Raw genomic sequence first — 26,377 nt, 5'->3', positions numbered from 1 at the left:
AAAGGAAGATAAGATGGCTGCTAAAGACGTTAAATTTGGTAATGACGCACGTGTAAAAATGCTGGAAGGTGTCAACGTTCTGGCTGATGCGGTAAAAGTTACCTTGGGCCCTAAAGGCCGTAACGTGGTACTGGACAAATCTTTTGGTGCACCAACCATCACCAAAGATGGCGTGTCTGTTGCGCGTGAAATCGAACTGGAAGACAAGTTCCAGAACATGGGCGCACAAATGGTGAAAGAAGTCGCGTCCCAGGCGAATGATGCTGCGGGCGACGGTACCACTACCGCAACGGTACTGGCACAGTCTATCGTCAACGAAGGCCTGAAAGCGGTTGCGGCAGGCATGAACCCGATGGATCTTAAGCGCGGTATTGACAAAGCGGTTGCTGCGGCAGTTGAAGAGCTGAAAACCCTGTCTGTACCGTGTGCAGATTCAAAAGCCATCGCGCAAGTGGGCACCATTTCGGCGAACTCAGATGATACCGTGGGTAACATTATTGCTGAAGCGATGGAAAAAGTCGGCCGTGATGGTGTGATTACGGTTGAAGAAGGTCAGGCGCTGCAAGATGAGCTGGATGTGGTTGAGGGTATGCAGTTCGACCGCGGTTACTTGTCTCCTTACTTCATCAACAATCAAGAAGCGGGCTCGGTTGATCTGGAAAACCCATTCATCCTGTTGATCGACAAAAAAGTATCGAACATCCGTGAACTGCTGCCAACTCTGGAAGCCGTGGCGAAGGCTTCTCGTCCTCTGCTGATCATTGCGGAAGATGTAGAAGGCGAAGCGCTGGCAACACTGGTTGTCAACAACATGCGTGGCATCGTTAAAGTGGCGGCAGTGAAAGCGCCTGGCTTTGGTGACCGTCGTAAGGCTATGCTGCAAGATATCGCGATCCTGACTGGCGGCACGGTGATTTCTGAGGAAGTGGGTCTGGATCTGGAGAAAGTGACTTTAGAAGACCTGGGTCAGGCGAAGCGTGTTGCGATCACTAAAGAAAACACCACCATCATCGACGGTGTGGGTGAAGAAGCGATGATCCAGGGCCGTGTGGCTCAGATCCGTCAGCAAATCGAAGAAGCAACTTCAGACTACGATAAAGAAAAACTGCAAGAGCGCGTGGCGAAACTGGCCGGCGGTGTTGCGGTAATCAAAGTTGGTGCAGCGACTGAAGTTGAAATGAAAGAGAAGAAAGATCGCGTAGAAGATGCGCTACACGCGACTCGCGCCGCCGTTGAAGAAGGTGTGGTTGCCGGTGGTGGTGTTGCCTTGATCCGTGCGGCTTCTAAAATTGAAAACCTGCAAGGTGACAACGAAGAGCAGAACGTGGGTATCCGTGTGGCACTGCGTGCCATGGAGTCGCCGTTGCGTCAAATCACCAAGAATGCCGGTGATGAAGAGTCTGTGGTTGCGAACAACGTGAAAGCGGGTGAAGGCAGCTATGGTTACAACGCAGCGACCGGTGAATACGGTGACATGCTGGAAATGGGTATTTTGGATCCAACCAAAGTAACCCGCTCTGCACTGCAGTTCGCAGCATCGGTTGCGGGCCTGATGATCACCACCGAAGCGATGGTGACCGATCTACCACAGAAAGATGCGCCAGCAATGCCTGATATGGGCGGCATGGGCGGCATGGGTGGTATGGGCGGCATGATGTAAGCCGTTTGACGCACCCGTCTGACTGATATACCCAAACCGAGGCTTATGCCTCGGTTTTTTTATGCGTCAGGTTGGGGGCAGAAAAGCAGTTGTTTCCCAGCCGAGCGGTCAATATAACCGCGAGTGGGGTACTGGGTTTCAATAATATCAGTTAATGACATATGACATTCGGCTAACATTACACCGGTTAAAATGAATCAAAATCAGCGCACTACATATTGTTGTATATTGATGAAACCAGTTTGGAGATAAAAATGAAAAAGCTTATGACATCAGTGGCAATGGCCGCTGCGATCGCTTCGCCGATGGCGCTTGCAGACACTACCCCAGTTATGTTTTCAACACTGGATCATACCAATGCCCCGGCCGGTGATTCTGTGGGTGGCGTTCGCCTGTCAGTATTGCACGGTCAGGTTGCCGAAGTGAAAGGGGTAGACTTTTCCTTGTTAGGAATGTCGGAAACTGACCGCACCACCGGGGTTAACTTTGGTCTGTTTTTCGGCGGGTCTAAAGTGAACCAAGAGATGAAAGGTGTCTCTTTAAGCCTGTTTAACTGGAACGAAGGCCAGACAACCGGGGTTAACCTTGGTGCGGTCAACGTGACCAATAATGTGGAAGGCTTGAACTGGAGCGCGGTCAATTACTCGCAAGGCTACACCATGGCCGATATTGGCTTAGCCAGTATCTCGAAAAAGTCTAACTTCCAACTTGGTTTCTTCAACAAGACAGAGCAGATTGACGGTGTTCAGATTGGCCTGCTCAACTGTGCTGATAACGGCTTCTTCCCATGCTTTCCAATCATCAACTTTGCTAAATAGTCACACTGTGATTGAGCGAGTGTGAATACCATCAGCCCCGGTGTCAGTACCGGGGCTGTTTTGTTCGTCTGGAAGTAAAAATCGTGCAGCCACACTGCCCGTGGTTGCTGTTGACGCGGTTCTAAGCGCGATATTTATCCGCTTGGCCTGTGGCAAGCTTGCCCCATGACGGTGTGGGCGGAGCTATTGTGACTTGATGAGCCGGGATGAAATTTTGCGTTGTTGGAATTTTTGGTGCACTCCCCGACGCAGTATTTTCAGCCGGTTTTCCGCTTTATCAACACCGAGTAATACGCTTAGGGCCAACGTGGTTATGACGATCGACTGGACGAGGTAACCTAGGCCAATCATGAGGCCTAATCCTGCGAGCAGCCAGATCACAGCCGCAGAGGTGACACCGTGGATTTTGCCATCCTGGGTCATCATTACCCCCGCACCGAGAAAACCGACCCCGGTAATTATCTGGCCTAATACCCGTGCCTGATCGAGTGTGTTGGGGGATAGCGAGACCGCCATCGACATAAACAGATAAGTGCCGGCAATCACTAAAATGGCGGTACGAATACCGACCGGTTTGCCTCGGGTTTGACGTTCGATGCCGATCATCAGCCCATCAATGGCGCAGCATAGTAATGCCAGCCAGCTGAATGGGCCCAGATCGAGCACTTGGGCTAGTGTTGCGTGCATTTCGTCCTCTCAAAACTCGGAGTATGCCCAGCGAGGGCCGGTTTAGCGAACAAAAGCTTTTACTGGTGACGATAAATGATCGAGGTTATTCGAGATGCAAATCGAGCGGGGTTTTACTCGGTCTTCCGCCGATTTCTCGCGCCAATCGGGGGACCAGAAAACCTGACACGCGGCGGATCAGCCCGCGCATGATGGCTCTGGCTTCGTCATCCGAGACCAAAAAGTGTGCGGCACCTTGTACTTTATCCAACACGTGCAGATAGTATGGGAGAATACCGGCATCAAACAGTGCTTCACTGAGTGCTACCTGGGCGTCTTCACTGTCGTTGACCCCTTTGAGCAGCACGGCCTGATTCAGCAGGGTGACACCGGCTTGTTTAAGCCGGTTTAACTGGCTGGTCAGTTCGTGATTGATTTCATTAGCGTGGTTGATGTGCGATACCAGTACCACCTGTAAACGTGTCTGTTGTAGCATCTCGCACAGGGCATCGGTGATGCGGGCCGGAATGACCACCGGCAGGCGGCTGTGAATGCGTAAGCGTTTGAGGTGAGGGATTGCCTCAAGGTGAGTGATCAACCACTGCAGCTCGTCATCTTTCGCCATCAGTGGGTCACCACCGGAGAAGATCACTTCATTCAGCTCTGGTCGGGTTTGCAGATAGTCAAGACTGGCCATCCAGGTCTGCTTACCGCCTTTGTTATCCTGGTAAGGGAAATGGCGGCGGAAGCAGTAGCGACAGTTTACCGCGCAGCCGCCTTTGACGATCATCAGCGCACGATTACGGTATTTGTGCAGCAGGCCAGGTATCGGGTTGTCCTGCTCTTCAAGTGGATCCTGGCTAAAACCAGGGTGAACCTCGAACTCTTCACTCAGCGGGAGTACCTGGCGTAATAGTGGATCGTTGGGATTGCCTTTTTCCATCCGCTCGACAAAACTTTGGGGTACACGCTGTGCAAACAGCTTGCGTGCTGCAAACCCTTCTTGCCAGGGCGTAGGATCGATATCCAAACAATTGAGCAAGGTTGCGGGATCTGAGATCCCATTCGCTAACTGTTTGAGCCAGTTTTGCTCAACAGATTCGACTTTTCGGGTTATTATGTGCGGCATTGAATTTAGCTCTAAGAATGTAAGAGGAAAAAATGGCTACTGTTAGCACCAATGAATTTAAAGGCGGTTTGAAACTTATGCTTGATAACGAGCCTTGCGTTATCCTGGAAAACGAATACGTGAAACCAGGTAAGGGCCAAGCGTTCAACCGTGTAAAAATTCGTAAGCTTCTTTCTGGTAAAGTGCTAGAGAAAACCTTTAAGTCTGGCGAAACTTGTGAAGTTGCAGACGTAATGGATATCGACCTCGATTATCTATATAACGACGGCGAATTCTACCACTTTATGAACTCGGAAACTTTCGAACAGATCGCGGCCGATGCCAAAGCGGTTGGCGACAACGCAAAATGGCTGGTAGAAAATGACACCTGTATGCTGACACTGTGGAACGGCAACCCAATCGTGGTTACTCCGCCAAACTTCGTTGAGCTAGAAGTGACTGATACCGACCCTGGCCTGAAAGGCGACACTCAGGGTACTGGTGGTAAACCAGCAACGCTGGCAACTGGTGCCGTGGTGCGTGTTCCTCTGTTCATTTCAATCGGCGAAGTGGTTAAAGTGGACACCCGCAGCGGCGAATACGTTGGTCGTGTGAAGTAATCACCCCAGCCTGAACTAAAAAAAGGTCGCGTATGCGGCCTTTTTTGTGGCTGGATGTACCACAAACCGGGGATGATTCGCCGGCTTGTGGTGTCTCTAGCGCTATCGGTTAAATCATAAACACAAACACGATGGCCAGTACCGTGATGATTCCGGCAAAGGCGTAACAGGCGATTTTACCGACCACACCAGTGTGGAACTTCAGATCGTGCATACCATGGTGAACGCGGTGCATCGCATGCCACATCGGGAGCGCAAGTGTGCCAATGACGAACAAGGCGCCGATGATACTGGTGGCAAAGCCCGCCACGCGCTCGTAGCTCAGCGCTTCGGCGTCAATGATGCCAAGTGGGGCGAGGATACCCAACACCAAAATGGTGATCGGCGTGAGCATGGCAAACCAGGTTCCGCCCGCGCCAAACAACCCCCACCAGACCGGCTCATCAGAACGTTTTGGTGCTCTGTCTACACTATAATTTGGTTTCATCTTTCAAGCTCCTTACACCACGATGAGAACGACCAGTGAGATGAACGCGACGGCGGCCCACTGAGTCAGGACGATGATTTTCTTGTCTACTGGTTTGCCTTTAAGACGGATCGGCATCACCTGTGGCATCATGCTGAAGAAGGTTTGGGCGTGGAACAGGCTACCCGCGAGTGCCACGATGTTGATCGCCACGACCACTGGATTGGCCATGAACTCCAGCCAACCTTGCCATGCTTCCGGGCCTTTCACCAGCGCTCCGAGACCAAAGGTCAGGAAGAGGGTAAACAGGATCAGCGGAAGCACGGTGGCTTCACGTAACATGTAGAATCGGTAAAACGGATGATCTTTCCACCAGGTGCGTTTTACTTCACGAACGTAAGGTTTACGATTACTCATCCTCATGCCTCCTCTTTGACTGGTTTGCCATCAGGCTTTAGCATCGCAATAACGAAATCCATTGATGATTTTACTTTGCCCTGGTTGACCGCTGCCGCAGGATCGACGCTCTTCGGACACACTTCAGAGCAGTAACCGACGAAGGTACAGCCCCATGCGCCGTTTTCACCGTTGATCAGTGCCATTCGTTCTGCTTTACCGTTGTCACGGCTGTCGAGGTTGTAGCGGTGCGCCAGTGTCAGTGCTGCCGGGCCGATGAACTCCGGATTGAGACCAAACTGAGGACATGCTGCGTAGCACAGGCCACAGTTGATACAGGCGGCAAACTGCTTATACTTCGCCATCTGTTCCGGCGTTTGCAGGTTGGTGCCATCTTCTGGTTTACGGTCGTTACCGATAATGTAAGGTTTGATCGCTTCCAGACGCTCGATGAACGGCGTCATGTCGACAATCAGGTCTTTCTCGATCGGGAAGTTGGCCAGCGGTTCGATGGTCAGCCCATCCGGGTAGTCACGCAGGAAGCTCTTACAGGCCAGTTTCGGCACGCCGTTGACCATGATGCCGCATGAGCCGCAAATCGCCATCCGGCAAGACCAGCGGTAGGAGAGATCTTTATCCAGGTTGTCTTTGATGTAGCCAATCGCGTCAAGCACGGACATGGTTTCATCAAAGGGCACTTCGAAGGTTTGTAAATGCGGCTCTGCGTCTTTCTCTGGGTCATAACGCAGAATGTCGACTTTTTGAATACGATTGGCTGACATTATGCTTGCTCCTCTGAGTTCTTCGCTTCTGCTTCGGCAGCTTTTTCTTCCGCTGCCGCTTTCTCTGCTGCTTCACCGTACAGACGGGCTTTCGGTTGTGACTTCGTGATGGTCACATTGCTGTAGTCAATACTTGGTGCGGAATCTTCTTGGAAGAAAGCCAGCGAGTGCTTAAGGAAGTTCACATCATCACGCTCTGTACAACCCTCGTCGAGACGTTGGTGGGCACCGCGAGACTCTTTACGCAAAATCGCGGAGTGCACCATCGCTTCTGCCACTTCCAGGCCGTAGCCAACTTCGATAGCGTACAGCAGGTCAGTGTTGAATACTTTACCTTTGTCTTTGATGCTGATGCGCTTGTAGCGTTCTTTCAGTTCGGTGATTTTGTCGATGGTGGCTTGCATCAAGTCTTCTTGGCGGTAGATACCACAGCCAGCTTCCATGGTGTGACCCATTTCAGTACGGATGTCGGCCCAGTTTTCATCACCTTCCTGATCCAGCAGCGCAGTGATACGTTCTTCCACCGCTTTAACTTGAGCGGCGATAGACTCCTCGTTCCAGCCTTTGAATTCTGCGGCGCGTTTCACCGCCTGCTCACCGGCTACGCGGCCAAACACGACGAACTCTGCCAGTGAGTTTGAACCCAGGCGGTTGGCGCCATGCAGACCCACAGACGCACATTCACCGACGGCAAACAGGCCTTTAATCCGCGTTTCACAGACGCCGTTGGTTTCAATCCCCCCCATGGTGTAGTGAACGGTCGGGCGAATTGGAATTGGCTCTTTGGCTGGATCTACGTTGACGTAGGCTTTAGCCAGCTCGCAGATGAACGGCAGACGCTCTTGCAGGTACTCTTCACCCAGATGGCGAAGGTCCAGATGCACTACATCGCCAAGCGGGTGTTTGATGGTGTTGCCTTTTTGCTGTTCATGCCAGAAAGCCTGAGAAACTTTGTCACGCGGACCCAGCTCCATGTATTTGTTTTTCGGCTCACCGACAGGAGTCTCAGGCCCCATGCCGTAATCTTGCAGGTAACGGTAACCATCTTTGTTGACAATGATACCGCCTTCACCACGACAACCCTCGGTCATCAGGATACCGGTGCCAGGCAAGCCGGTCGGGTGGTACTGAACAAACTCCATATCACGTAGCGGAACACCATGACGGTAAGCCATCGCCATACCGTCGCCGGTGACGATACCACCATTGGTGTTGCAGTGGTAAACACGGCCCGCACCACCGGTGGCCAGCACGACCGATTTAGCCTTGATGGTGACCAGTTCACCTTCCGACATGTGGATGGCGATCAGGCCTTGCACTTCACCGTCATCAACAAGCAGATCCACCACGAAGTACTCGTCAAAGCGTTTGATGTTGCTGTACTTCATTGAGGTCTGGAATAGGGTATGCAGCATGTGGAAGCCGGTTTTATCTGCCGCGAACCAGGTACGCTCAACCTTCATACCACCAAAGCGGCGGACGTTGACCTCGCCGTTCTCTTTACGGCTCCATGGGCAGCCCCACTGCTCCATCTGGATCATTTCGCGAGTTGAGTTCTCAACAAAGTATTCAACTACATCCTGTTCACATAGCCAGTCGCCCCCGCCAACGGTGTCGTTGAAGTGGTTGTCCAGGCTATCCTCATCCTTGATAACTGCTGCGGAGCCACCCTCTGCAGCAACCGTGTGGGAACGCATTGGATAAACTTTAGAAATCAGAGCGACTTCTAAGTCTGGGTTTGCCTCTGCCGCTGCAATAGCAGTACGAAGACCAGCGCCGCCGGCGCCGATGACTGCGATATCTGTGGTGATAGTTTGCACAGTTATCCTCCAGTGTGTGTGCGGAAATCCGCTTGTTATAGTGAGTGCGGGGGCGCAGCGATAGCGGCTCCCCCAAAAGTATTAGCGGTAGTGTAGAGGACGGGCATGGCAGAAAAATTGATGTAATTAGGTTTTTGCTTCGGTAATGCACACAAGGTCATAGAAAATATAGGTTATGTGACTGTTATCACGGCAAGAAACGGTTGCCGTATAAACATAAATACCGGTCATGTTACCGGCCTGTTGCACCACATTTATGTCATTAATGAGAAAGCAATCAGCTAGGTTCTTTGTGTTGTAATACGTGAAATGTACGCTTCATAACTGGCTGGATTCTCACCCAGGGCCGCTTGGCCGAGCGGAGGGTGAATTCCCTCTCGTCGCGTTACACGAAGCATGTCAAAATAGCCTTTTCAACCTGTTGAGTTTTGGGGATCTTTTTATGTGTGCCGAATGGCGACCAACTGCATCGATAGAACAATTACGACAACGCGCTGGCCTTATTGGTCAGATCCGTCATTTCTTTGCCGAGCGAAACGTGCTGGAAGTGGATACACCAGCAATGAGCCATGCGACGGTGACGGACGTTCATCTGCATACCTTCCAAACTGAGTTTGTCGGGCCGGGTTATGCCGACGGGCGTAAGCTGTATTTTATGACCAGTCCGGAGTTCCACATGAAGCGGTTGCTGGCGGCCGGCAGTGGCAGTATCTATCAAATCAATAAAGCTTTCCGTAATGAGGAAAACGGCCGCTACCATAATCCGGAGTTTACCATGTTGGAATGGTACCGGGTTGGCTTCGACCATCACCAACTGATGGATGAAATGGATGTGCTGTTACAGTTGGTACTTGGCTGCACAGCCGCAGAGCGAATGACTTATCAGCAAGCCTTTATCAATGTGCTTGGCGTTTGCCCGCTGGAAGGCTCGATGGAAGAACTTAAACTGGTGGCGGGCCAACTCGGTTTGAGTGACATCGCCGAGCCAGAGCAAGATCGTGATACTTTGCTGCAATTGCTGTTTAGCGTTGGGGTGGAAAACAAGATCGGCCAGCAAGTACCCGCCTTTGTGTATGATTTCCCGGCTTCGCAGGCGGCGCTGGCGAAACTTAATTCCCAGGACCCACGGGTGGCGGATCGCTTTGAGGTCTATTTTAAAGGTATCGAACTGGCCAACGGTTTCCATGAGCTGGATAACCCGGCCGAACAGTTGGCCCGGTTTGAACAAGACAACGCGAAGCGGGTCGAAATGGGCCTGGCGCCGCAGCCGATTGATCGCCATCTGATTGCGGCGCTGGAGGCAGGGTTGCCGGAATGTGCTGGCGTAGCGCTCGGCGTTGACCGCCTGATTATGCTGGCGCTTGGTTGTGATCATATCGATCAGGTGACGGCTTTTCCGTTTCCGATCGCCTAAAGGACGTTAATTCCCCAACAAGCAGTGTGCTTTGCTGGCCATGCCGCGTACAGTGCTTTGTGGGGGAGTGTCGGCAGAGCCGGTGGCGTTCAAACTGGTCTGTTATGTTATTGTATCGGGAGCCCTTATCGATCTGGCCAGGCGAAGTCGCTATACTCGAAAAGTCAGAAGCGAAAGAATGGAATTACGATGAAAACGCGCGAGAAGATCGTCTATGCGGCATTGGAGTTGTTCAACCAGCATGGTGAACGCAATATCACCACCAACCATATTGCTGAGTATATTGAAATCAGCCCGGGGAATCTTTACTACCACTTTCGTAATAAGCAAGAGATAGTGCGCGAGATTTTCACTCTCTACTCCAGTGAGTTACTGGAGAGGTTTACCCCCATCCAAGGTGCTCAGGAGAGCCTGACGATGCTGAAAAGTTACCTGGACTCGATTTTTACCCTGATGTGGAAATACCGCTTTTTCTACGCCAATCTGCCGGAGATTTTATCGCGGGATGCACAGTTACATGAAGACTACATCAAAGTTCAAGAGAAACTGCAGGCCAACTTGATCGTCATCGTGCAGGAGTTCGTCGATCTTGAGCTGCTGGAAGTGGATCAGCAACAGCTGACATCCTTGGTGCGCACACTGCATCTGATTGCCTGTAGCTGGCTCGCTTATCAGGCGGCGATGTCACCCAAGACGATGATCACTGAGCAAATGGTCAAACAGGGGATGTTACAGATGCTTACCGTGGTCAAGCCCCTGGCCAGTGAACAAGGCCTGGAGCAACTCGAACTGCTGGAGGAGTCGATGGGCCAGCTGCCGGGCTAACAGTCAGCCGGCCTTTTTCTTGATCTCTGAACGGATACCATTGGCGCCAGGCACCGATGGTTAGTTGGCTTGGTCGATGGCTGTGTTGGTTGACTTGTTGGCCCACTTACGCACAATAGCTGGCAGCACGGAAGATAAAGGAACTATCGCGCCATGGATTACGACATTTTTAATGGTGATGCGGATGGCATCATTGCTTTGTTGCAGCTGCGCTTTGCCTGTCCGAGAGCGGCGCAATTAGTGACGGGCGTCAAGCGAGACATTCAACTGGTGGAAAAGGTTAAGGCCGGAGCCGGGGATAGCCTGACCATACTCGATATATCTATGGAAAAGAATATCACCGCTTTATCGCAGGCGCTGGCGCAGGGTGCGCAGGTTTTCTATGCTGATCACCATAAAGCCGGGGTTATTCCGCAGCATTCCAATCTGCAGGCGCACATCGACCTGGATGCCAACACTTGTACCGCATTGATTATTGACCAGCTGCTGGATCGGCAATACCACCTATGGGCCATCACGGCTGCCTACGGTGATAACCTGATCGCAACAGCCGATGAACTGGCCGATCAGGCAGGGCTCAGTGCTGAGCAAAAGATGCAGCTGAAACAGCTGGGTACCTTGATTAACTACAATGGTTACGGCACAACGGTCGCAGATTTACATTATCACCCTGCAGACCTTTATCACGCTTTGCGTCACTATCTCTCGCCATTAGAGGTGATCGCCGATCCGGCCTCCCCGTTTTATACCCTGCAAGCCGCTTACCAGGCCGATTTGGAAAGCGCATTATCGGTGCCCGTGACGTATGCCAGCGACAAATTGCAGCTGTTTGTGCTGCCAAATGACGCGGCGTCACGGCGTATTAGTGGTGTGTATGGTAACTGGCTGGCAAACCAAAATCCGGACGCTGCCCATGCCGTATTAACGGAAAATCCGGATGGCCGTTACACTGTTTCTTTGCGTGCCCCGCTGAATAATAAACATGGGGCTGCTGCGGTTTGCAGCCAGTTTCCGACCGGAGGAGGGCGGGAAGCCGCGGCCGGAGTTAATGCGCTGAAGAAAGAGGACATCAGTGGGTTTATTGATGCGGTTGAGATTTACTATGCCTGATTGCACCGGGGGAAGAACCCATCGCCCAAGGGCGCCATCGGCGTTTTTTCCAGGCTGGGCAGTGGATTACAGCCGTTTTAACCAGGATTTTGGATTTTGTGCTTCACTGTTGCGGCGGATTTCAAAATACAGTGACGCTCTGTCCTGACCGCCGGTATCGCCGGCCAGGGCGATCACTTCACCGGCCGTGACTTTGTCCCCTTCTTTTTTGGTCAGGGCTTGATTATAGCCATACAGGGTCATGTCGCCTTTGCCATGATCGAGCAATACGACCAGGCCGTAACCACGCAGGTATTCGGCAAACACCACAGTGCCGGGGTAGACCGCCTTGACCTGTTCGCCATAATCGGCCGTCAGCACCATACCTTTCCAGTTGATTTGCCCGGTCTGGCGGGAGCCAAAGCTGTGCAATACCCGTCCTTTGATCGGCCAGGGCAGTTTGCCTTTCTGTTTACTCAGGCCATCCATCGGCACCGCGTTACGTTTGGCGGCCTTGGCGATCTCGGCTTTCAGGCGGGTTTCATTGCGTTGCAACTCCGCCAGATAGCGTTGATCATTTTTAATGCTGCTCTGGATTTTGCTGAGTGTTTTCTGGCGTTGTGCTTGCGTGCCGGCCAGTTGGCTGCGTTTGTTTGACTGTTGGGTCAACAGGGTTTCCATCTGGGCTTTTTCCAGCTCAAGCTGCTGTTTGTTGTGAGCCAGTGCTTCGCTGGTGTCGGTCATCTCTTTGATGACTTTGGCCCGCGCTTTGGCCAGATGCTGGAAATACTGGCTGATGCGATCTTCCTCAATGCCTTGGTTGAGCAGGTGTCCATTGGCTTTGGCGCGTTGGGTCAGGTAATACGTTTGCAGCAGCTGTTTCAGCTCTTGTTCCTGCTGCTGGCGACGGGCTTCCTGACGGGAGATCTTTTCTTCCAGTTGACTGATGTTACGCTTGGTCTTGGTTAAGTCCGTTTTGCTTTGGGCGATCGCCTTTTCCAGCCGGACAATACCCAGCTCCTGATCCTTGAGGGATTTTTGCAGCTTATTCAGCTGTTGTTCCTGTGAGGAGATGGATTGCTTCTGCCGGCTGATCTCGCTGGTGACGCCTTTCAGCTCTTGTTGACTGGCGGCGAAGGCCGTGGGTGGGGGGCAGGCAGATAATGCGCAAGTGATTAACAGCGTCGAACGGAACAGCGCGTGATTTATATTTTTCACCTGAGAATTACCTGCCACATCAATGTTAAGTGAACCGAGGAGAGTGCTTAAATGCCATCTCCGTGGATAAAGCTTTGCGATTTGCCATTAAAGCCCTGATCCATATCCAGCGATGGCTTGTCGGTTTTCGGCCGGCCAACAATTTTTGCCGGTACCCCTGCGACAGTGGTATGGGGCGGAACCGCCTGCAATACCACGGAACACGAACCAATCTTCGCACCTTCACCGACTTCAATATTACCAAGAATTTTGGCTCCGGCACCAATCATCACCCCTTCGCGGATTTTCGGGTGCCGGTCACCGCTCTCTTTCCCGGTACCGCCTAATGTTACGTCCTGCAAAATCGAGACGTCATTTTCAACCACGGCGGTTTCACCAATCACGATGCCTGTAGCGTGGTCGAGCATGATGCCACTGCCAATACGGGCCGCCGGGTGAATATCGACCTGACAGGCCACTGAAATCTGGTTCTGCAGGTAGGTAGCCAGGGCATGACGGCCCTGTTTCCACAGCCAGTTTGCCACACGATAGCCTTGCAGGGCATGGTAGCCTTTCAGGTACAACAGCGGGATTGAATACATCGCCACCGCCGGGTCACGGTTGACGGTTGCACAAATGTCGCACGCGGCACCATCGGTGATGGTGGGGTCGGCAGCGAATGCTTCTTCTACTACCTCGCGCACGGCCATCGCTGGCATAGAGGCGGTGTTGAGTTTGTTGGCCAGAATGTAGCTGAGTGCGGCGCATAAACTGTCATGCTTGATGATGGTGGCATGATAAAAGCTGGCCAGCATCGGCTCTTGCTCAGACATTTCGCGGGCTTCTGCCACTATTTTGTGCCAGACTTTCTGTTTTTCGCAGTGTTTCATTCTCAATATCCTGAGTGGTTCATCCGTGACCCGACTACTTCTTTCTGCTCAGCGGAGACGCTAAATGAAGCTGAGCGTTACTTACCTTCGGCTTTCTTGTCGCGAGCCAGTAAATCTTGTGCTGCCAGGCGGGCATCTTTTCCTTGATACAATACTTGATAAATTTGGTCAACAATCGGCATCTCAACTCCCATACGCTGGGACAGCAGCCAGACTTCTTTGGTGTTGCGGTAACCTTCGACCACCTGACCAATTTCTTGCTGGGCGGTATCCACATCTTTACCCTGACCCAGGGCTAAACCAAAACGGCGGTTGCGTGACTGGTTATCGGTGCAAGTCAGCACCAGATCGCCCAGACCTGCCATACCCATAAAGGTTTCTGGTTGTGCTCCCAGAGCGGCACCGAGGCGGCTCATTTCAGCCAGCCCGCGAGTGATCAAGGCGGTGCGGGCATTGGCGCCAAATCCAATGCCGTCGGACATACCTGCGCCGATGGCGATGACATTTTTCACCGCTCCGCCAAGCTGCATGCCGGTAAAGTCACTGTTGGCATAGACACGGAATGTTTTGCTGCAGTGGATTTTTTCTTGCAGATCCACGACAAACTGCGCATCAGGGGATGCGACCGAGATGGCTGTTGGCAGGCCCATCGCCAGCTCTTTAGCAAAGGTTGGCCCTGACAAAACGGCCAGTGAATACTGTGCGCCGAGGATGTCATGTGCGACATCTTTGAGCAGGCGGCCGGTATCCGGTTCCAGGCCCTTCGTCGCCCAACAAATACGGCTATCCTCTCGCAGGTATGGTTTGAGGCTGTTCAGAACAATGCCAAACACGTGGCTTGGCACGACAACCAGCAGATCCCGGCTGGCCTGGACGGCTTTCTCAAGATCGGACTCAACGATTAAGCTTTCTGGGAAATCCACTCCCGGCAGAAACTCGTGGTTGGCCCGATCGGCTTCCAGGCGTGCCATATGCTCCGGCTCGTGTCCCCACAGGACTACGTTGCTACCGTTACGTGCCAGTGAAATTGCCAATGAGGTGCCGTACGAGCCTGCGCCAATAACCGTCATTGCAATGTCTTTTCCGTAGGCATTGTGTGATTTTGCTTGTGTCATGCTACCGCCTGATAGTCTTGCTACTAGTAGAATCTAGTTCATAATCACCAGATTTTACGATTTCTAGAGGTTAGGAACTAGAGCCTGATGTCAGAAAGAAAAAAATGCACAACGCATCCCGGTGGCGGGCGCTTTGTGCATTTTTGAGCTTCGTGCTGTGTCCCGCGTTACGCAGGTTTACGCAACACGTCACTCGCTTGATTTGAATTACGCTTTAGCTTCGTCTTGCTGAGCTTGCTGCTGAAGGTAGTTCATGAACAGGGCATCAAAGTTAACCGGTGCAAGGTTCAGTTGTGGGAAAGTACCTTTAACTACCAGGCCAGAGATAGTCTCACGAGCGTAAGGGAATAGGATGTTCGGGCAGAAGGCACCCAGGCAATGCGCCAGTTGGCCTGCTTCCATCTGCTCAGCAGTGAAGATACCACCTTGTTGCACTTCACACAGGAATGCGGTCTCTTCTTCGTTTTTCACTGTGACAGTCAGACGCAGAATTACTTCGTAAACGCCTTCACCCAGCTCACGGCTTTGCGTGTCTAGATCCAGTTTTACATCTGGTTTCCACTCTTTTTGGAAAACTGCTGGTGAGTTTGGCGCTTCAAAAGACAGGTCTTTTAGGAAGATACGTTGAATTGCGAAGTTTTGTTGTGCTGCTTGTGGTGCTGCTTCAGCCATTTTTAAATCCTTAATAATCGTATGTTGGGTTTAGTAAACACTAACCCCAGAAATGCTCTTTGTTCTGAGACTAACCGAGTCAATTTACAAACACTAGATGAAGCGCGTATTACGTGCAAAGTGTCACATCTTAGCGCTTCAACCGCTTTCTATTTGCTCAGTTTAAGCCCGCCAAGCCTGGCAAAACTACGTTTTTACCGCGTCCTTTATTTTTTGCCGCGGATCAGTGGCAGGTTCGCTTCGTTCCAGGCAACCAAACCGTTTTTCAGCAGGTTGACATTAGCAAAGCCTGCTTTGGCGAGCAGGTTAGCGCTTTCTTGCGCGGTTTGGCCCGTTTTGCATACCACAATGATTGGGTCTGATTTGTGGTTTTCAAGGCTGGCGACGTTACCGGCTTTGATTTCAGACGGCAAAATGTGAACTGAGTCAGTGATGTGACCTTTTTTGAACTCATCTTTGGTACGGATATCCAGCACCACACCGTTTTCACGGTTGATAAGATGCGTCATTTGGTTCACGTCGATTTCTTTGTAGGCCGCAGTAGCAGACTTCACGATGTTTATGATAAGGGCAATTACCAGGCCGACCCACACTAAAGAGAGAATCGTGTTTTGTTGGAAAAATTCAAAGTACTCTTGCATGTCTTGAGCTCTACACTATTGGTGAAAAAATAAAGCAGGAGTATAGCGAGGTTACTCGCCTTAAGCGAGAGGGTTAAAATTTTCTAACTAATAATTGGGATCTGGCAGATTGCCATTCTTGTCTGATTTTGGTCCGGGCCTGACAGCTGTTATCGTTTTTTCCAATGAGACTAATAGGTAGCGCTGGCTTCTTTATGGGTGGCAGGTCAGCCACAATAACCCGGCAGGTCTGACTGGAGCGCTTTAGTGTACAAAGCGCGGTGAAAGTGGCTATGCTTGAAAACACGTTTGCTGACCAGCTTGTAAGATAGCAACATTAAATCGCAAACATTATTTGATCTTAACCTACAGTTTTGGTTAAAAAGTGTAGTAAAATTACGCTAGTTTTGTTTCAAGGTGAGAAGGGGCTCTTCCGCTCTGCACCGAAAGTTACTTAAATTTGACGAGGTCATCACTATGTCAGCTAAGAAGCCAATGGCTCTAGTTATTCTTGACGGTTACGGTCACCGTGAAGACACAGCAAGCAACGCGATCGCGAATGCAAAAACGCCTGTTTTAGACGGTCTGTTTGCTAACAACCCTAACACTCTAATCTCTGCTTCAGGTATGGACGTGGGTCTGCCTGATGGTCAAATGGGTAACTCAGAAGTTGGTCACACTAACATTGGTGCTGGTCGCGTGGTCTACCAGGATCTAACTCGTATCACCAAATCTATCGCTGACGGTGAGTTTGCTGAAACTCCGGCGCTGGTTGAAGCGATTGATGCTGCGGTTAAAGCTGAAAAAGCAGTACACATCATGGGCCTGATGTCTCCTGGTGGCGTACACTCTCACGAAGATCACATCTACGCAGCGGTTGAAATGGCAGCGGCACGTGGCGCGGAAAAAATCTACCTGCACTGCTTCCTGGACGGCCGTGATACTCCGCCACGTAGTGCAGAGAACTCACTAAAACGTTTTGACGAGCTATTCGCTAAACTAGGTAAAGGCCGCGTGGCTTCTCTGGTGGGCCGTTACTACGCAATGGACCGTGACAACAACTGGGATCGCGTACAGGTAGCATACGATCTGCTTACTCAAGGCAAAGCAGAGTTCACTTACGATTCTGCGGTTGCTGGCCTTGAAGCGGCATACGCACGTGAAGAGAACGATGAGTTCGTTAAAGCAACAGCGATCAAAGCTGAAGGTCAGGAAGATGCTGTTATTGCAGATGGCGATGCGGTGATCTTCATGAACTACCGTGCAGACCGTGCACGTCAAATCACGCGTACTTTCGTACCTGCATTTGATGGTTTCGAGCGCGCGGTATTCCCGGCAATTAACTTTGTAATGCTAACGCAATATGCTGCAGACATCCCTCTGGCAGTCGCATTCCCACCAGCGTCTCTAGAGAACACTTACGGTGAGTGGCTATCTAAGCAAGGCAAAACTCAGCTACGTATCTCTGAAACTGAGAAATACGCCCACGTAACCTTCTTCTTCAACGGTGGCGTTGAGAACGAGTTTGAAGGCGAAGAGCGTCAACTGGTTGCTTCTCCAAAAGTAGCCACTTACGACCTACAGCCAGAGATGAGTTCTGAAGAGCTAACTGAAAAAATGGTAGCCGCTATCAAGTCTGGTAAGTACGACACGATCATCTGTAACTACCCGAACCCAGATATGGTCGGTCACACTGGCGTTTACGAAGCCGCCGAGCAAGCGATCGAAGCGATCGACGCCTGCGTGGCTAAAATCGTTGCTGCGATTGAAGAAGTGGGCGGTCAAATGCTGATCACTGCTGACCACGGTAACGCAGAAATGATGGTAGACCCGGAAACCGGCGGTACCCACACTGCGCACACTAACCTGCCAGTACCGCTAATTTACGTGGGTGACAAACAGGTTGAGTTCAAAGAAGGCGGTAAATTGTCTGATCTGGCGCCAACCATGCTTGCTTTGACTGGTCTGGAGATCCCAGCAGAAATGACAGGTGAAGTTCTGGTTAAGTAATCAGCCACTATCCTGAATCATCCAAGCCCGAGCTTAGCTCGGGCTTTTTCGTTTCTGCGGTTTTATATCAAGCTGGATAAGTATCTGATCATTCTTTCTGGTCAAAACCGCTGATAACGGCGTTGTCGGTTGGTATTCATCTGTTACTGAAGCAAAATGCCGCTGCCAATAACGGCGAGCAGTGCCCCAAGCCAGGCAAAGCGGTTCGGGCGTTTCCTGGTGTATATCCACAGCAACGGCAGCAGCATGATCGGCGTGGTCGAAGACAGTAGGGCCACCATACCGACATTGCCTTCACGCAGGGCATACAAGATTAAGGTCATACCCACTGCCATAGCCAAAAAGCCATTCAGAGCCGTAATCGCAAATACTTTCCATGAGATCCTTTGGGTGGCGCGCGCCACCTTGACGCCAAGCAGTAACAGCAGGCAATGGGCCACAAAGGCGCTGATCATGCGCATCGCCGACGCGGCGACCGGATCGATGTTGGTCAGCATCACTGGTTTGGCAATAATTCCGCCAAGAGCTTGGCACAGTGCGGCAAGCAGCCCCAGGCCGACACCGAGCCAGACATTGCCTTTGATCTCTTCTAAAGCGTTGCTGGTGTGCCCGCGACGACCGAAGAAGATTGCCATCACCACGCCGCCAAATACCAAAGCGGCCCCAAACAGCTCCGGCGCAGTCATACTTTCACTGAACAAGAAGTAGCCTAAAGCGGCTGAGAATACCGCATGGCAGGAGAACAGTAACCCTGCCTGCCGTGGCCCCATGCGGTTCAGGCAGGCAAACAGTGCGGTATCACCGACAAAAATACCGACCAGGCCGGATGCCATCATAGGCAGAACATGCTGGCTTGACACACTCAGCCACCCCCCGGTGAGCCAGGCCATCGTCGAGAGGATCACCGCCGTGCACCCCATCCGCCAGCGGCTGTAAGAAAAGGCCCCCAGGTGCTGGGCGGGAATTACTGAAATGAGGCTGGAAACTGCCCAGAGAAAAGCGGCAGCCAGAGCGAGCCATTCGTAGCCCATAATTGAACAGCGTCCTTGTTGAGTGGGATAGAGGCTTTAATATGCATGAAATATTCTGGATGGCAAAGCTGTGAATGGGGCGCAATAAAAAAAAGCAGCTCAATGAGCTGCTTTTAAAAAGGACATCAGACTTTAAAGCGACTGATATTGTCTCGCATGGTATTGGCGGTATCATACATTTGCCGTGAACCTTCATTGCTCTTCAGCGCTTGCCCGGCAATGACGTCGGCATCGTCCTTAATGCCCTGGGTGTTGCGGCTGATGTCTTCACTTACTGCGCGCTGCTCTTCTGCGGCACTGGCGATCTGCATGGCCATGTCGTTGATCTCGGTAATAGCCGTCGTAATGCGGCTCAGGCGGTCATAAGCTTGCTGAGCATACTCGACACTGGTATCCGCCAGACCGGTGCTGGTTTGCATGCTGTTGACTGCCAGTTTGGTGTTGCCTTGCAGCGTTTCGATCATGGTGCGAATTTCTTCGGTTGAGCCATGGGTGCGCTGGCTGAGAACGCGTACTTCATCGGCGACCACAGCAAAACCACGGCCTTGCTCTCCCGCGCGTGCCGCTTCAATGGCGGCATTAAGTGCCAGTAAGTTGGTTTGCTCGGCAATACCCTGAATGGTAGACAAGATCTGGTTGATGCTCTGCGCGTTTGACTCCAGTTCAGAGATCACATTAGCGGCGTCGCTGACCTGCTGCGCCAGTTCAACAATGGATTCACGGTTCTTCTGAATCACTAATTGGCCGTCCTGACAGGCTGACGCTGAGTTTTGTGAAGCGCTTGCGGTCAGCTCCGCATGACTGGCGACCTCGGCTGCGGTGGCGGACATTTCATGGATCGCGGTGGCGATCTGGTTAACATCGTTTTGCTGGTTCTCCACCCGCTCTGCTGCCATGCTCGAAAGCTCGTTGGCCTGGTTGGCCTGTTCAGAAAGCTGCCGGCTGTTTTCAACAATGCCTTTTAGCATTGACTGCATCTGTGCCAGGAATTGGTTGACATGGGTCGCCAGTTCACCAATCTCGTCCATGCGCTCGATCTCAATGCGTTGTGTCAAATCGCCTTGCCCCTGAGACAGTTCTTCCAAGGCGTTGGATAAGGTTTGCAGTGGTTTTAACAAACGCGTAATTACCAGGGTACTGATGGCGGCAATGAGTAAATACAGTACGATAGAAGCAATGGTGGTGAAGGTAATTTGTGCTGAGACTGACGCATAAGCGAGAGACTTGTCGACTGCGATGCCGAGTGACCAGTCCGTATTAGGAATGTTGGTCACATACAGCACTTTGTCCCCTTGTTTTGGCCAGCTTATCGTATGAATTTTTGCTGACTGCACCAGCTCCTCCATGTAACCGTCAGTAAGCTGAGGGTTAAGTGTTGTTAGTGGTTGCTGGCTCAGGTTGGCATCCTGGTAGGCGACGATGGTGTTGTTACCGTCAACCAGGAAGGCAAATCCATCATTGTCGAGCTTGACGCTTAGCACTTCATCAATGATATTGGTTACGGTCAGGTCAGCGGCAAGCACCCCTGTTCTTGCCTGGCTGAATGCCTTGGCAAAGCTCACTACCACACTGCCGGTGGTATCGACATATGGGGCGGTGAGTACCAGTTCCTGCCGGCGCATGGCTTCTTGGTACCAAGGGCGGGTGCGGGGATCGTAGTTTTCCGGCCACTCCTCAGTTTTATCACCATAGGCAATGCTGCCGTCGTCAAAACCGACATAGACAGATAAAAAGTTACCCGATGTTTTGGTGACAAGCATTTCACGGTCAGTATTTTGCCCACTGGCGATCCGCGCTTCGTTCGCGAGCATCATTGCGCTGCGCGTGTCTAACCAGCTACTGATATAACGGCTGGTGGCAGCACTCACATTGGTTAACTCACGATTGATTCCTTCGGTGGTTTCTTGTTTTAACTGGGAGATGGAGTTCCAGGCTTGCACGCCACTGACAATGGCGATAATGATTGCAATCGCAATCTGGATCTTTAGTTTAATGGTATTTCTCATTGCCTTACCTCAGAATAGACAAAAAGATCGACAGCAAATGTTTTAATATTAATGGCTTAAGACGATTCAGGTGTGGTTGGCGACATCAAAAGCTATGGCTGCTTTATCGGCACGATCTGGTTGAAATTAAGTATTATTGTTGAATTTGTGTTCATGACGGCTAATTATAAACATGTTTCATATTGGTGAGTGAGAATTTATTGGCGACTGTGATGTCGTGCCCAAATATTGGCCACTTAAATTGAAGAGACTGCAATAGCAATATGCCATCGCAGCCAAGGGAACTAAGTGAGAACCAGAACGGCACCATAGACAATCACCAGGCCAACTAAGCCGATAATCAGCCCCACTTTAGCCATGTCTTTGCTTTCGATCAGACCGGTAGAGTAGGCAAGAGAGTTAGGTGGTGTGGATACCGGTAAAATCATTCCGAGTGAGGCGGAGAAGGCGACCACAACCAGCAGGCCCTGTAAGCCACCAACTGCCACCAGGCTGGGCATTGACGTACCAATTGCTGCCGCAATCGGCATCAGCAGGTTGGCGGTGGCGGTGTTGGACATGAAGTTGGCCATCAGCCAGCACACGATCGACAACGCCACGACGACGGCGAATGGCGACAGTGCTTCATAATCAATGGCATGGGCCAGGGCTTCTGCCAAGCCGGTTTTATCCAGCGCAATGCCGATGGCGATCCCGCCGGCAACCAGCCACAATACATCCCAGTTGATCATTTTCAGTTCCTCTTTGCCCATGATGCCGGTCAGGGTAAAGACAGCGAGAGGGATGATCGATACGACATAGGTGTTCATGCCGTGCACTTTGGTCGTCATCCACAGCAAAATAGTCACAGCAAAGGTGATGTACACCACCATCGCGCGCCAGCTACGTTTAAATTTACCATCCAGCTTGAGTGTCATCTGCGCTTCACTGGAGGGGAAAAGTTTTTGTAGCAATAGCCAGGCAAGGCTCAATTGCACCAGGACAAACGGCAATCCCATCATCATCCAGCTCAGGAAATCGATGCTGTTCTCACCGGTCAAATATTGCAGGGCAATGGCGTTGGGCGGAGTACCAATCGGGGTCGCGATCCCACCGGTATTGGCGGCGATGGGAATACACAGTACCAACGCTTTGACGCCGAGATCGCCTTTGGGCGCAGAGGCGACAATCGGACCAAGTAATGCCAGCATCATCACTGTGGTGGCGGTATTGGACATAAACATGGAGAACACCGCAGTGATCAGCATTAGCCCAAGCATGATGAACTTCGGCTGGTGGCCAAATGGCTTGAGCAGTACCCGTGCCAGGTTATTGTCCAGCTCATACTTGGACGCGGCGATGGCCAGAGCGAACCCTCCCATAAACAGGATGATGATCGGTGAGGAGAAAGAGGAAAAAATGTCAGTGTAAGGGATAAGTTCGCCAAGATCATGGCCCGGAGGCGGGGCACGGAAAAGATGCAGACCTTTGTCTGAAATCATGATCAGCTCCAGGGCGATGATAAGGATCGACGTGGCAAAAACCGGGACCGGTTCCAGTACCCACAATAGCGCGGCAAGGAGGAAAATGGCCAGTAAACGATGTTGGATTAGGGTCAGGCCGTCAATCGGTATCGCATCGATCGGCATCAGCAAGACACCAAGTGGTATCAAAAAACACACCAGTAAACTCACCAGTGTGTTCAGACTCTTCTTTGGCATTGGCAGTTCCTCTACAAATTCATCCCTGAACGTAGAGTAAATGATTGTGCTTTTAGTTACTTAGAGGGAAGTATGAGTTTGAAGCAATGAGGCTAAATTTTGCACAGAATGTTGTTTTTCATCAATAAAAAGCCCCCGCATTGCGAGGGCTGATCCAGTTATTAGCTTTTACAGTTTGTGGGCGTATGGTGTGCCCATCACGGTCGGTTTACCATTTGCCATACTGGTATCAAACTGAATCGCCTCTTTGGCAAACAGGTTAATCACGGTAGAGCCCAGCTTGAAGCGGCCCATTTCTTCACCTTTCTTCAGAATTACCGCTTTGTCCCCCTCGGCTGGGTAGTCCCATTTGTAAACGGAGTTACCGCGCGGTGGGGTGATGGTGCCTGCCCAAACCTGTTCGATGCTGCCGACTATGGTAGCGCCAACCAATACCTGTGCCAGCGGGCCAAATTCTGTATCGAAGATACACACCACACGCTCGTTACGGGCAAATAAGTTCGGCACGTTTTCCGCGGTTAAAGGGTTTACCGAGAACAGATCGCCCGGAACATAAATCATCTGGCGTAGTGTACCGTCACACGGCATGTGGACACGGTGGTAATCACGCGGTGACAAGTACAGCGTAGCAAATGAACCGTCCTGGAACTCTGCAGCCAGTGCTTTATCACCACCAAGCAGCTCTTGCGCTGAGAAGTTGTGACCTTTGGCCTGGATCAGTTGGCCGTCTTCGATCGGACCGAACTGGCTGACACAAGCGTCGGCCGGGTGGGTGATCACGCTTTCGCCTGCTGCGATTGGACGTGCATCATCTTTCAGTTCACGAACGAAAAATTCGTTAAATGTTTGAAAGTGCTTAGGATCAGAATGCTTTGCCTCATCCATGTTCACATTGTATTGTTTGATAAACCAGCGAATGACTGCGGTTGTCAGACTGCCAGCCTTAGCTGAAGCCAGTTTCCCCACCAGGCGGGTGAGGCCGTGTTGTGGGATCCAGTACTGCAGTCCAACTTTAATCTTGTCCATCTTTTATTCCGGTACTTCTGTTAGGTTCTCGTTTTAAGGCGCGTGATGTTACTTAAATTTCACCAGCTTGTCAGCACTGAGTGGTGAATTTTCACACAATTAAAGATCGGCTTTTTTATTGCGTGAATATTGCCGGTTAGCCTTGTTCTCGACCATGCTTTCCAAAATGCGGTGGTAGCTTTCAAAACGAACCTCGCTGATCTCGCCGTTTTCCACGGCTTCACGCAGAATGCAGCCCGGGTCATCAAGGTGTTTACAATCGCGGAACTTACAGCCACCCAAATAAGGGCGAAACTCGACAAACGCCTCGGTAACCTCGTCGGCTTCCAGGTGCCACAAGCCAAATTCACGCACGCCCGGAGAATCGATCAGATCACCGCCGGTCGGAATGTGGTACAGGCGCGCGGCTGTGGTGGTGTGCTGACCCAGCCCCGAGGTTTCAGAAACCGCACCTTCTTCTACTTCTTGCTCCAGTTCAGGCATCAGAGCATTGACCAGGCTCGATTTTCCGACCCCTGACTGGCCGACGAAGATATTGATGCGCTCGCGCAGATGCTGCTCTAATTCTGCGATGCCTTCCCCGGATTGCTTACTGACAAACAGCACCTGGTAACCAATGCGCTGGTATTCGGCCAGCCAGTCGGCATAGCGCTGGCGGTCTTCGGCTTCCAGCAGATCGACCTTATTCAGCACCAATAATGGTGCGATATGCAGGGTTTCGGCAGCAATCAGGTAGCGGTCAATGATGTTCAGTGACAGCTCTGGCAGCACTGAAGAGACGATCACCATTTGGTCGATATTGGCCGCGACAGGTTTGAGTCCGTCGTAGTAATCAGGGCGGGTCAAGACCGAGCTGCGTGGCTCGACCGCCTCAACGACGCCAGAGATACCGGCCATCGACTCCAGCCCTTCGCGCCACAATACGCGATCACCGGAAACCAGCGACTCAATGCCACGACGTAAGTTACAACGTTGGATTTCACCCGATTCGAGATCTTCGATGTCGGCGTGCTGACCAAAACGGGTGATGACCAGACCTTGTTTGCTGGCACCAAGCATGTGTTCGTCCCATTGCACAGAGTCTTCCTGTTTTTTAAGACGTTTTTGTTGGTTGCTGCGTACGCGACGCACCTGACCTTTGGTTAACTTTTTCTTTTTTGCCACAATATTTTACTAAATATGAGTTTACCCAGTTACTTAAGTCTCATTGCCCAAGTACGCAAGTATCGTGTTTCTGGTATTTTGAGGTATAGTACCTTTTTTATCGACAAACAAATAGGCAGCGCAACCATGTCCTTTAGCGATCAAAATTTAATTTGGGTTGATTTAGAGATGACAGGACTTGATCCTGAAGTGCACAAAATCATCGAAATTGCGTCAATTGTCACCGACAGTGAGCTTAACATTTTGGCTGAAGGTCCGGTATTGGCCGTTCATCAACCAGAGGCAGAACTGGCAAAAATGGATGAGTGGTGTACCAATACCCACACTGCCAGCGGATTGGTTGAACGAGTTAATAACTCGACCATTTCAGAACAAGACGCTGTGGCTCAAACTATCGCCTTCCTTGAAAAGTGGGTCCCCAAAGGCGCGTCACCGATTTGTGGTAACAGTATTGGCCAGGATCGCCGCTTTTTGTACAAGCATATGCCGGATCTCGAGCAATATTTCCATTACCGTTATATTGACGTGAGCACCCTGAAAGAGCTAACCCGTCGCTGGAAGCCAGAAATTTTAGATGGTTTTTCCAAGCAAGGTACCCATCTGGCGTTGGATGACATCCGTGAGTCAATTGCTGAGCTTAAGTATTATCGCGAGACAATTTTTAACATTTAGTCGTGAGGCGGTGACTCAAGCACTTGTAATTCATGATAGTTTTGCTTGCTTTTTCATCGATCGATAAAAAAAACTAGTTTTTTTGCCAGAAGGACTTGCATCACAAAAAAATGCTCTTATAATTCGCAGCCCTAAACGACGGAAACGTTGTTGATGCGACACTAGCTCAGTTGGTAGAGCGCAACCTTGCCAAGGTTGAGGTCACGAGTTCGAACCTCGTGTGTCGCTCCAGTTTGATAGCCTTCATCGTGCTTAACGGTGACACAATACGGACGCGGGGTGGAGCAGCTTGGTAGCTCGTCGGGCTCATAACCCGAAGGTCGTCGGTTCAAATCCGGCCCCCGCAACCAAATTTCATCAATAGCAACGGCTGTTGATATGCGACACTAGCTCAGTTGGTAGAGCGCAACCTTGCCAAGGTTGAGGTCACGAGTTCGAACCTCGTGTGTCGCTCCAGTTTAATGGTCTGCATCGTACCTAACGGTGGCACAATACGGACGCGGGGTGGAGCAGCTTGGTAGCTCGTCGGGCTCATAACCCGAAGGTCGTCGGTTCAAATCCGGCCCCCGCAACCAAATTTCATCAATAGCAACGGCTGTTGATATGCGAC

The 26,377-nt window shown here is 51.3% G+C and carries 24 protein-coding genes and 4 tRNA genes; 12 read left to right on the top strand and 16 right to left on the bottom strand.

The window, feature by feature from the left end; all coding sequences use genetic code 11:
• Positions 1–13 precede the first annotated feature (13 nt).
• Positions 14–1,660 (top strand): chaperonin GroEL, encoded by a 1,647-nt coding sequence (gene groL, locus P2G85_RS13780; RefSeq protein WP_275864655.1) that lies wholly within the window; start codon positions 14–16, stop codon positions 1,658–1,660.
• A gap of 254 nt (positions 1,661–1,914) precedes the next feature.
• Entirely contained in the window at positions 1,915–2,478 is a 564-nt protein-coding gene (locus tag P2G85_RS13775; RefSeq protein ID WP_275864654.1) for a phaC PHA synthase, read from the top strand.
• Positions 2,479–2,661: 183 nt separating this feature from the next.
• On the opposite strand, the gene P2G85_RS13770 is transcribed toward P2G85_RS13775, so the two are convergent.
• The gene (locus P2G85_RS13770; protein ID WP_275864653.1) at positions 2,662–3,165 is read right to left on the bottom strand and encodes an MgtC/SapB family protein; all 504 of its coding nucleotides are present in this window, start codon (positions 3,163–3,165) and stop codon (positions 2,662–2,664) included.
• A gap of 85 nt (positions 3,166–3,250) precedes the next feature.
• Entirely contained in the window at positions 3,251–4,273 is a 1,023-nt protein-coding gene (gene epmB, locus P2G85_RS13765; RefSeq protein ID WP_275864652.1) for an EF-P beta-lysylation protein EpmB, read from the bottom strand.
• Positions 4,274–4,305: 32 nt separating this feature from the next.
• Between epmB and efp the strand changes: the two genes are divergently transcribed.
• On the top strand, positions 4,306–4,872 hold the full coding sequence (gene efp, locus P2G85_RS13760; RefSeq protein WP_275864651.1) for an elongation factor P: 567 nt from the start codon (positions 4,306–4,308) through the stop codon (positions 4,870–4,872).
• A gap of 109 nt (positions 4,873–4,981) precedes the next feature.
• On the opposite strand, the gene frdD is transcribed toward efp, so the two are convergent.
• From frdD to frdA, 4 genes are read right to left on the bottom strand one after another with little or no spacing between them, the layout of a single operon-like run.
• The gene (frdD, locus tag P2G85_RS13755) at positions 4,982–5,359 is read right to left on the bottom strand and encodes a fumarate reductase subunit FrdD (RefSeq protein WP_275864650.1); all 378 of its coding nucleotides are present in this window, start codon (positions 5,357–5,359) and stop codon (positions 4,982–4,984) included.
• 12 nt (positions 5,360–5,371) lie between these two features.
• Positions 5,372–5,755, bottom strand: a complete 384-nt coding sequence (gene frdC, locus P2G85_RS13750; RefSeq protein ID WP_275864649.1) for a fumarate reductase subunit FrdC — start codon at positions 5,753–5,755, stop codon at positions 5,372–5,374.
• 2 nt (positions 5,756–5,757) lie between these two features.
• Complete coding sequence (locus P2G85_RS13745) at positions 5,758–6,516, bottom strand: succinate dehydrogenase/fumarate reductase iron-sulfur subunit (RefSeq protein ID WP_275864648.1); 759 nt, start codon at positions 6,514–6,516, stop codon at positions 5,758–5,760.
• On the bottom strand, positions 6,516–8,336 hold the full coding sequence (frdA, locus tag P2G85_RS13740; RefSeq protein WP_275864647.1) for a fumarate reductase (quinol) flavoprotein subunit: 1,821 nt from the start codon (positions 8,334–8,336) through the stop codon (positions 6,516–6,518). The genes P2G85_RS13745 and frdA overlap by 1 nt, the downstream gene beginning before the upstream one ends.
• 442 nt (positions 8,337–8,778) lie before the next feature.
• Here frdA and epmA point away from each other — a divergent pair, with 442 nt between their 5' ends.
• From epmA to P2G85_RS13725, 3 genes are all read left to right on the top strand, one after another.
• Positions 8,779–9,750, top strand: a complete 972-nt coding sequence (epmA, locus tag P2G85_RS13735; protein WP_275864646.1) for an elongation factor P--(R)-beta-lysine ligase — start codon at positions 8,779–8,781, stop codon at positions 9,748–9,750.
• Positions 9,751–9,939: 189 nt separating this feature from the next.
• A complete protein-coding gene (locus tag P2G85_RS13730; RefSeq protein ID WP_275864645.1) occupies positions 9,940–10,575 on the top strand; it encodes a TetR/AcrR family transcriptional regulator in 636 nt (211 codons plus the stop codon).
• A 153-nt stretch (positions 10,576–10,728) separates the two neighbouring features.
• A complete protein-coding gene (locus P2G85_RS13725) occupies positions 10,729–11,685 on the top strand; it encodes a DHH family phosphoesterase (protein WP_275864644.1) in 957 nt (318 codons plus the stop codon).
• A 66-nt stretch (positions 11,686–11,751) separates the two neighbouring features.
• On the opposite strand, the gene P2G85_RS13720 is transcribed toward P2G85_RS13725, so the two are convergent.
• From P2G85_RS13720 to P2G85_RS13700, 5 genes are all read right to left on the bottom strand, one after another.
• Positions 11,752–12,900, bottom strand: a complete 1,149-nt coding sequence (locus tag P2G85_RS13720) for a murein hydrolase activator EnvC (RefSeq protein ID WP_275864643.1) — start codon at positions 12,898–12,900, stop codon at positions 11,752–11,754.
• Positions 12,901–12,929: 29 nt separating this feature from the next.
• A complete protein-coding gene (cysE, locus tag P2G85_RS13715; protein ID WP_275864642.1) occupies positions 12,930–13,751 on the bottom strand; it encodes a serine O-acetyltransferase in 822 nt (273 codons plus the stop codon).
• Between the two features lie 77 nt (positions 13,752–13,828).
• Positions 13,829–14,866 carry an NAD(P)H-dependent glycerol-3-phosphate dehydrogenase gene (gpsA, locus tag P2G85_RS13710; RefSeq protein ID WP_275864641.1) on the bottom strand — a complete coding sequence of 346 codons (1,038 nt, stop codon included), beginning with the start codon at positions 14,864–14,866 and terminating at the stop codon, positions 13,829–13,831.
• Positions 14,867–15,073: 207 nt separating this feature from the next.
• Positions 15,074–15,538, bottom strand: a complete 465-nt coding sequence (secB, locus tag P2G85_RS13705) for a protein-export chaperone SecB (RefSeq protein WP_275864640.1) — start codon at positions 15,536–15,538, stop codon at positions 15,074–15,076.
• A gap of 206 nt (positions 15,539–15,744) precedes the next feature.
• Entirely contained in the window at positions 15,745–16,179 is a 435-nt protein-coding gene (locus tag P2G85_RS13700) for a rhodanese-like domain-containing protein (protein WP_275864639.1), read from the bottom strand.
• A 456-nt stretch (positions 16,180–16,635) separates the two neighbouring features.
• Here P2G85_RS13700 and gpmM point away from each other — a divergent pair, with 456 nt between their 5' ends.
• A complete protein-coding gene (gpmM, locus tag P2G85_RS13695; protein WP_275864638.1) occupies positions 16,636–18,168 on the top strand; it encodes a 2,3-bisphosphoglycerate-independent phosphoglycerate mutase in 1,533 nt (510 codons plus the stop codon).
• A 143-nt stretch (positions 18,169–18,311) separates the two neighbouring features.
• Here gpmM and P2G85_RS13690 read toward each other — a convergent pair whose 3' ends face one another.
• The 5 genes from P2G85_RS13690 to rsgA form a co-directional block, all read right to left on the bottom strand.
• Entirely contained in the window at positions 18,312–19,199 is an 888-nt protein-coding gene (locus tag P2G85_RS13690; RefSeq protein ID WP_275864637.1) for a DMT family transporter, read from the bottom strand.
• A gap of 125 nt (positions 19,200–19,324) precedes the next feature.
• A complete protein-coding gene (locus P2G85_RS13685) occupies positions 19,325–21,205 on the bottom strand; it encodes a methyl-accepting chemotaxis protein (RefSeq protein WP_275864636.1) in 1,881 nt (626 codons plus the stop codon).
• Between the two features lie 284 nt (positions 21,206–21,489).
• Positions 21,490–22,905: an SLC13 family permease gene (locus tag P2G85_RS13680; RefSeq protein WP_275864635.1), complete on the bottom strand. Its 1,416-nt coding sequence runs from the start codon at positions 22,903–22,905 to the stop codon at positions 21,490–21,492.
• Between the two features lie 168 nt (positions 22,906–23,073).
• A complete protein-coding gene (gene asd, locus P2G85_RS13675; protein ID WP_275864634.1) occupies positions 23,074–23,931 on the bottom strand; it encodes an archaetidylserine decarboxylase in 858 nt (285 codons plus the stop codon).
• A gap of 99 nt (positions 23,932–24,030) precedes the next feature.
• On the bottom strand, positions 24,031–25,095 hold the full coding sequence (gene rsgA / locus P2G85_RS13670) for a small ribosomal subunit biogenesis GTPase RsgA (protein ID WP_275864633.1): 1,065 nt from the start codon (positions 25,093–25,095) through the stop codon (positions 24,031–24,033).
• Positions 25,096–25,221: 126 nt separating this feature from the next.
• On the opposite strand from rsgA, the gene orn reads away from it, so the two are divergent.
• The 5 genes from orn (at position 25,222) to P2G85_RS13645 (ending at position 26,342) form a co-directional block, all read left to right on the top strand.
• Complete coding sequence (gene orn / locus P2G85_RS13665; RefSeq protein WP_275864632.1) at positions 25,222–25,767, top strand: oligoribonuclease; 546 nt, start codon at positions 25,222–25,224, stop codon at positions 25,765–25,767.
• Positions 25,768–25,922: 155 nt separating this feature from the next.
• Positions 25,923–25,998: transfer RNA gene (locus P2G85_RS13660), tRNA-Gly, on the top strand.
• A gap of 42 nt (positions 25,999–26,040) precedes the next feature.
• Positions 26,041–26,117 (top strand) — tRNA-Met (locus tag P2G85_RS13655).
• A gap of 30 nt (positions 26,118–26,147) precedes the next feature.
• Positions 26,148–26,223 (top strand) — tRNA-Gly (locus P2G85_RS13650).
• A 42-nt stretch (positions 26,224–26,265) separates the two neighbouring features.
• Positions 26,266–26,342 (top strand) — tRNA-Met (locus P2G85_RS13645).
• The last annotated feature ends 35 nt before the right edge of the window (positions 26,343–26,377 follow it).

The sequence above is a fragment of the Vibrio sp. CAU 1672 genome (genome assembly GCF_029223195.1).
GTDB lineage: Bacteria > Pseudomonadota > Gammaproteobacteria > Enterobacterales > Vibrionaceae > Vibrio.
Note: the sequence above shows the minus strand (reverse complement) of the source record. Positions and strands in the feature narration are given on the sequence as shown.

Excerpts from the sequence above, each read along its gene's own strand:
- groL (WP_275864655.1), top strand. The coding sequence starts at position 14 with ATGGCTGCTAAAGACGTTAAATTTGGTAATGACGCACGTGTAAAAATG.
- P2G85_RS13775 (WP_275864654.1), top strand. The coding sequence starts at position 1,915 with ATGAAAAAGCTTATGACATCAGTGGCAATGGCCGCTGCGATCGCTTCG.
- P2G85_RS13770 (WP_275864653.1), bottom strand. The coding sequence starts at position 3,165 with ATGCACGCAACACTAGCCCAAGTGCTCGATCTGGGCCCATTCAGCTGG.
- epmB (WP_275864652.1), bottom strand. The coding sequence starts at position 4,273 with ATGCCGCACATAATAACCCGAAAAGTCGAATCTGTTGAGCAAAACTGG.
- efp (WP_275864651.1), top strand. The coding sequence starts at position 4,306 with ATGGCTACTGTTAGCACCAATGAATTTAAAGGCGGTTTGAAACTTATG.
- frdD (WP_275864650.1), bottom strand. The coding sequence starts at position 5,359 with ATGAAACCAAATTATAGTGTAGACAGAGCACCAAAACGTTCTGATGAG.
- frdC (WP_275864649.1), bottom strand. The coding sequence starts at position 5,755 with ATGAGTAATCGTAAACCTTACGTTCGTGAAGTAAAACGCACCTGGTGG.
- P2G85_RS13745 (WP_275864648.1), bottom strand. The coding sequence starts at position 6,516 with ATGTCAGCCAATCGTATTCAAAAAGTCGACATTCTGCGTTATGACCCA.
- epmA (WP_275864646.1), top strand. The coding sequence starts at position 8,779 with ATGTGTGCCGAATGGCGACCAACTGCATCGATAGAACAATTACGACAA.
- P2G85_RS13730 (WP_275864645.1), top strand. The coding sequence starts at position 9,940 with ATGAAAACGCGCGAGAAGATCGTCTATGCGGCATTGGAGTTGTTCAAC.
- P2G85_RS13725 (WP_275864644.1), top strand. The coding sequence starts at position 10,729 with ATGGATTACGACATTTTTAATGGTGATGCGGATGGCATCATTGCTTTG.
- cysE (WP_275864642.1), bottom strand. The coding sequence starts at position 13,751 with ATGAAACACTGCGAAAAACAGAAAGTCTGGCACAAAATAGTGGCAGAA.
- gpsA (WP_275864641.1), bottom strand. The coding sequence starts at position 14,866 with ATGACACAAGCAAAATCACACAATGCCTACGGAAAAGACATTGCAATG.
- secB (WP_275864640.1), bottom strand. The coding sequence starts at position 15,538 with ATGGCTGAAGCAGCACCACAAGCAGCACAACAAAACTTCGCAATTCAA.
- P2G85_RS13700 (WP_275864639.1), bottom strand. The coding sequence starts at position 16,179 with ATGCAAGAGTACTTTGAATTTTTCCAACAAAACACGATTCTCTCTTTA.
- gpmM (WP_275864638.1), top strand. The coding sequence starts at position 16,636 with ATGTCAGCTAAGAAGCCAATGGCTCTAGTTATTCTTGACGGTTACGGT.
- P2G85_RS13690 (WP_275864637.1), bottom strand. The coding sequence starts at position 19,199 with ATGGGCTACGAATGGCTCGCTCTGGCTGCCGCTTTTCTCTGGGCAGTT.
- P2G85_RS13685 (WP_275864636.1), bottom strand. The coding sequence starts at position 21,205 with ATGAGAAATACCATTAAACTAAAGATCCAGATTGCGATTGCAATCATT.
- P2G85_RS13680 (WP_275864635.1), bottom strand. The coding sequence starts at position 22,905 with ATGCCAAAGAAGAGTCTGAACACACTGGTGAGTTTACTGGTGTGTTTT.
- asd (WP_275864634.1), bottom strand. The coding sequence starts at position 23,931 with ATGGACAAGATTAAAGTTGGACTGCAGTACTGGATCCCACAACACGGC.
- orn (WP_275864632.1), top strand. The coding sequence starts at position 25,222 with ATGTCCTTTAGCGATCAAAATTTAATTTGGGTTGATTTAGAGATGACA.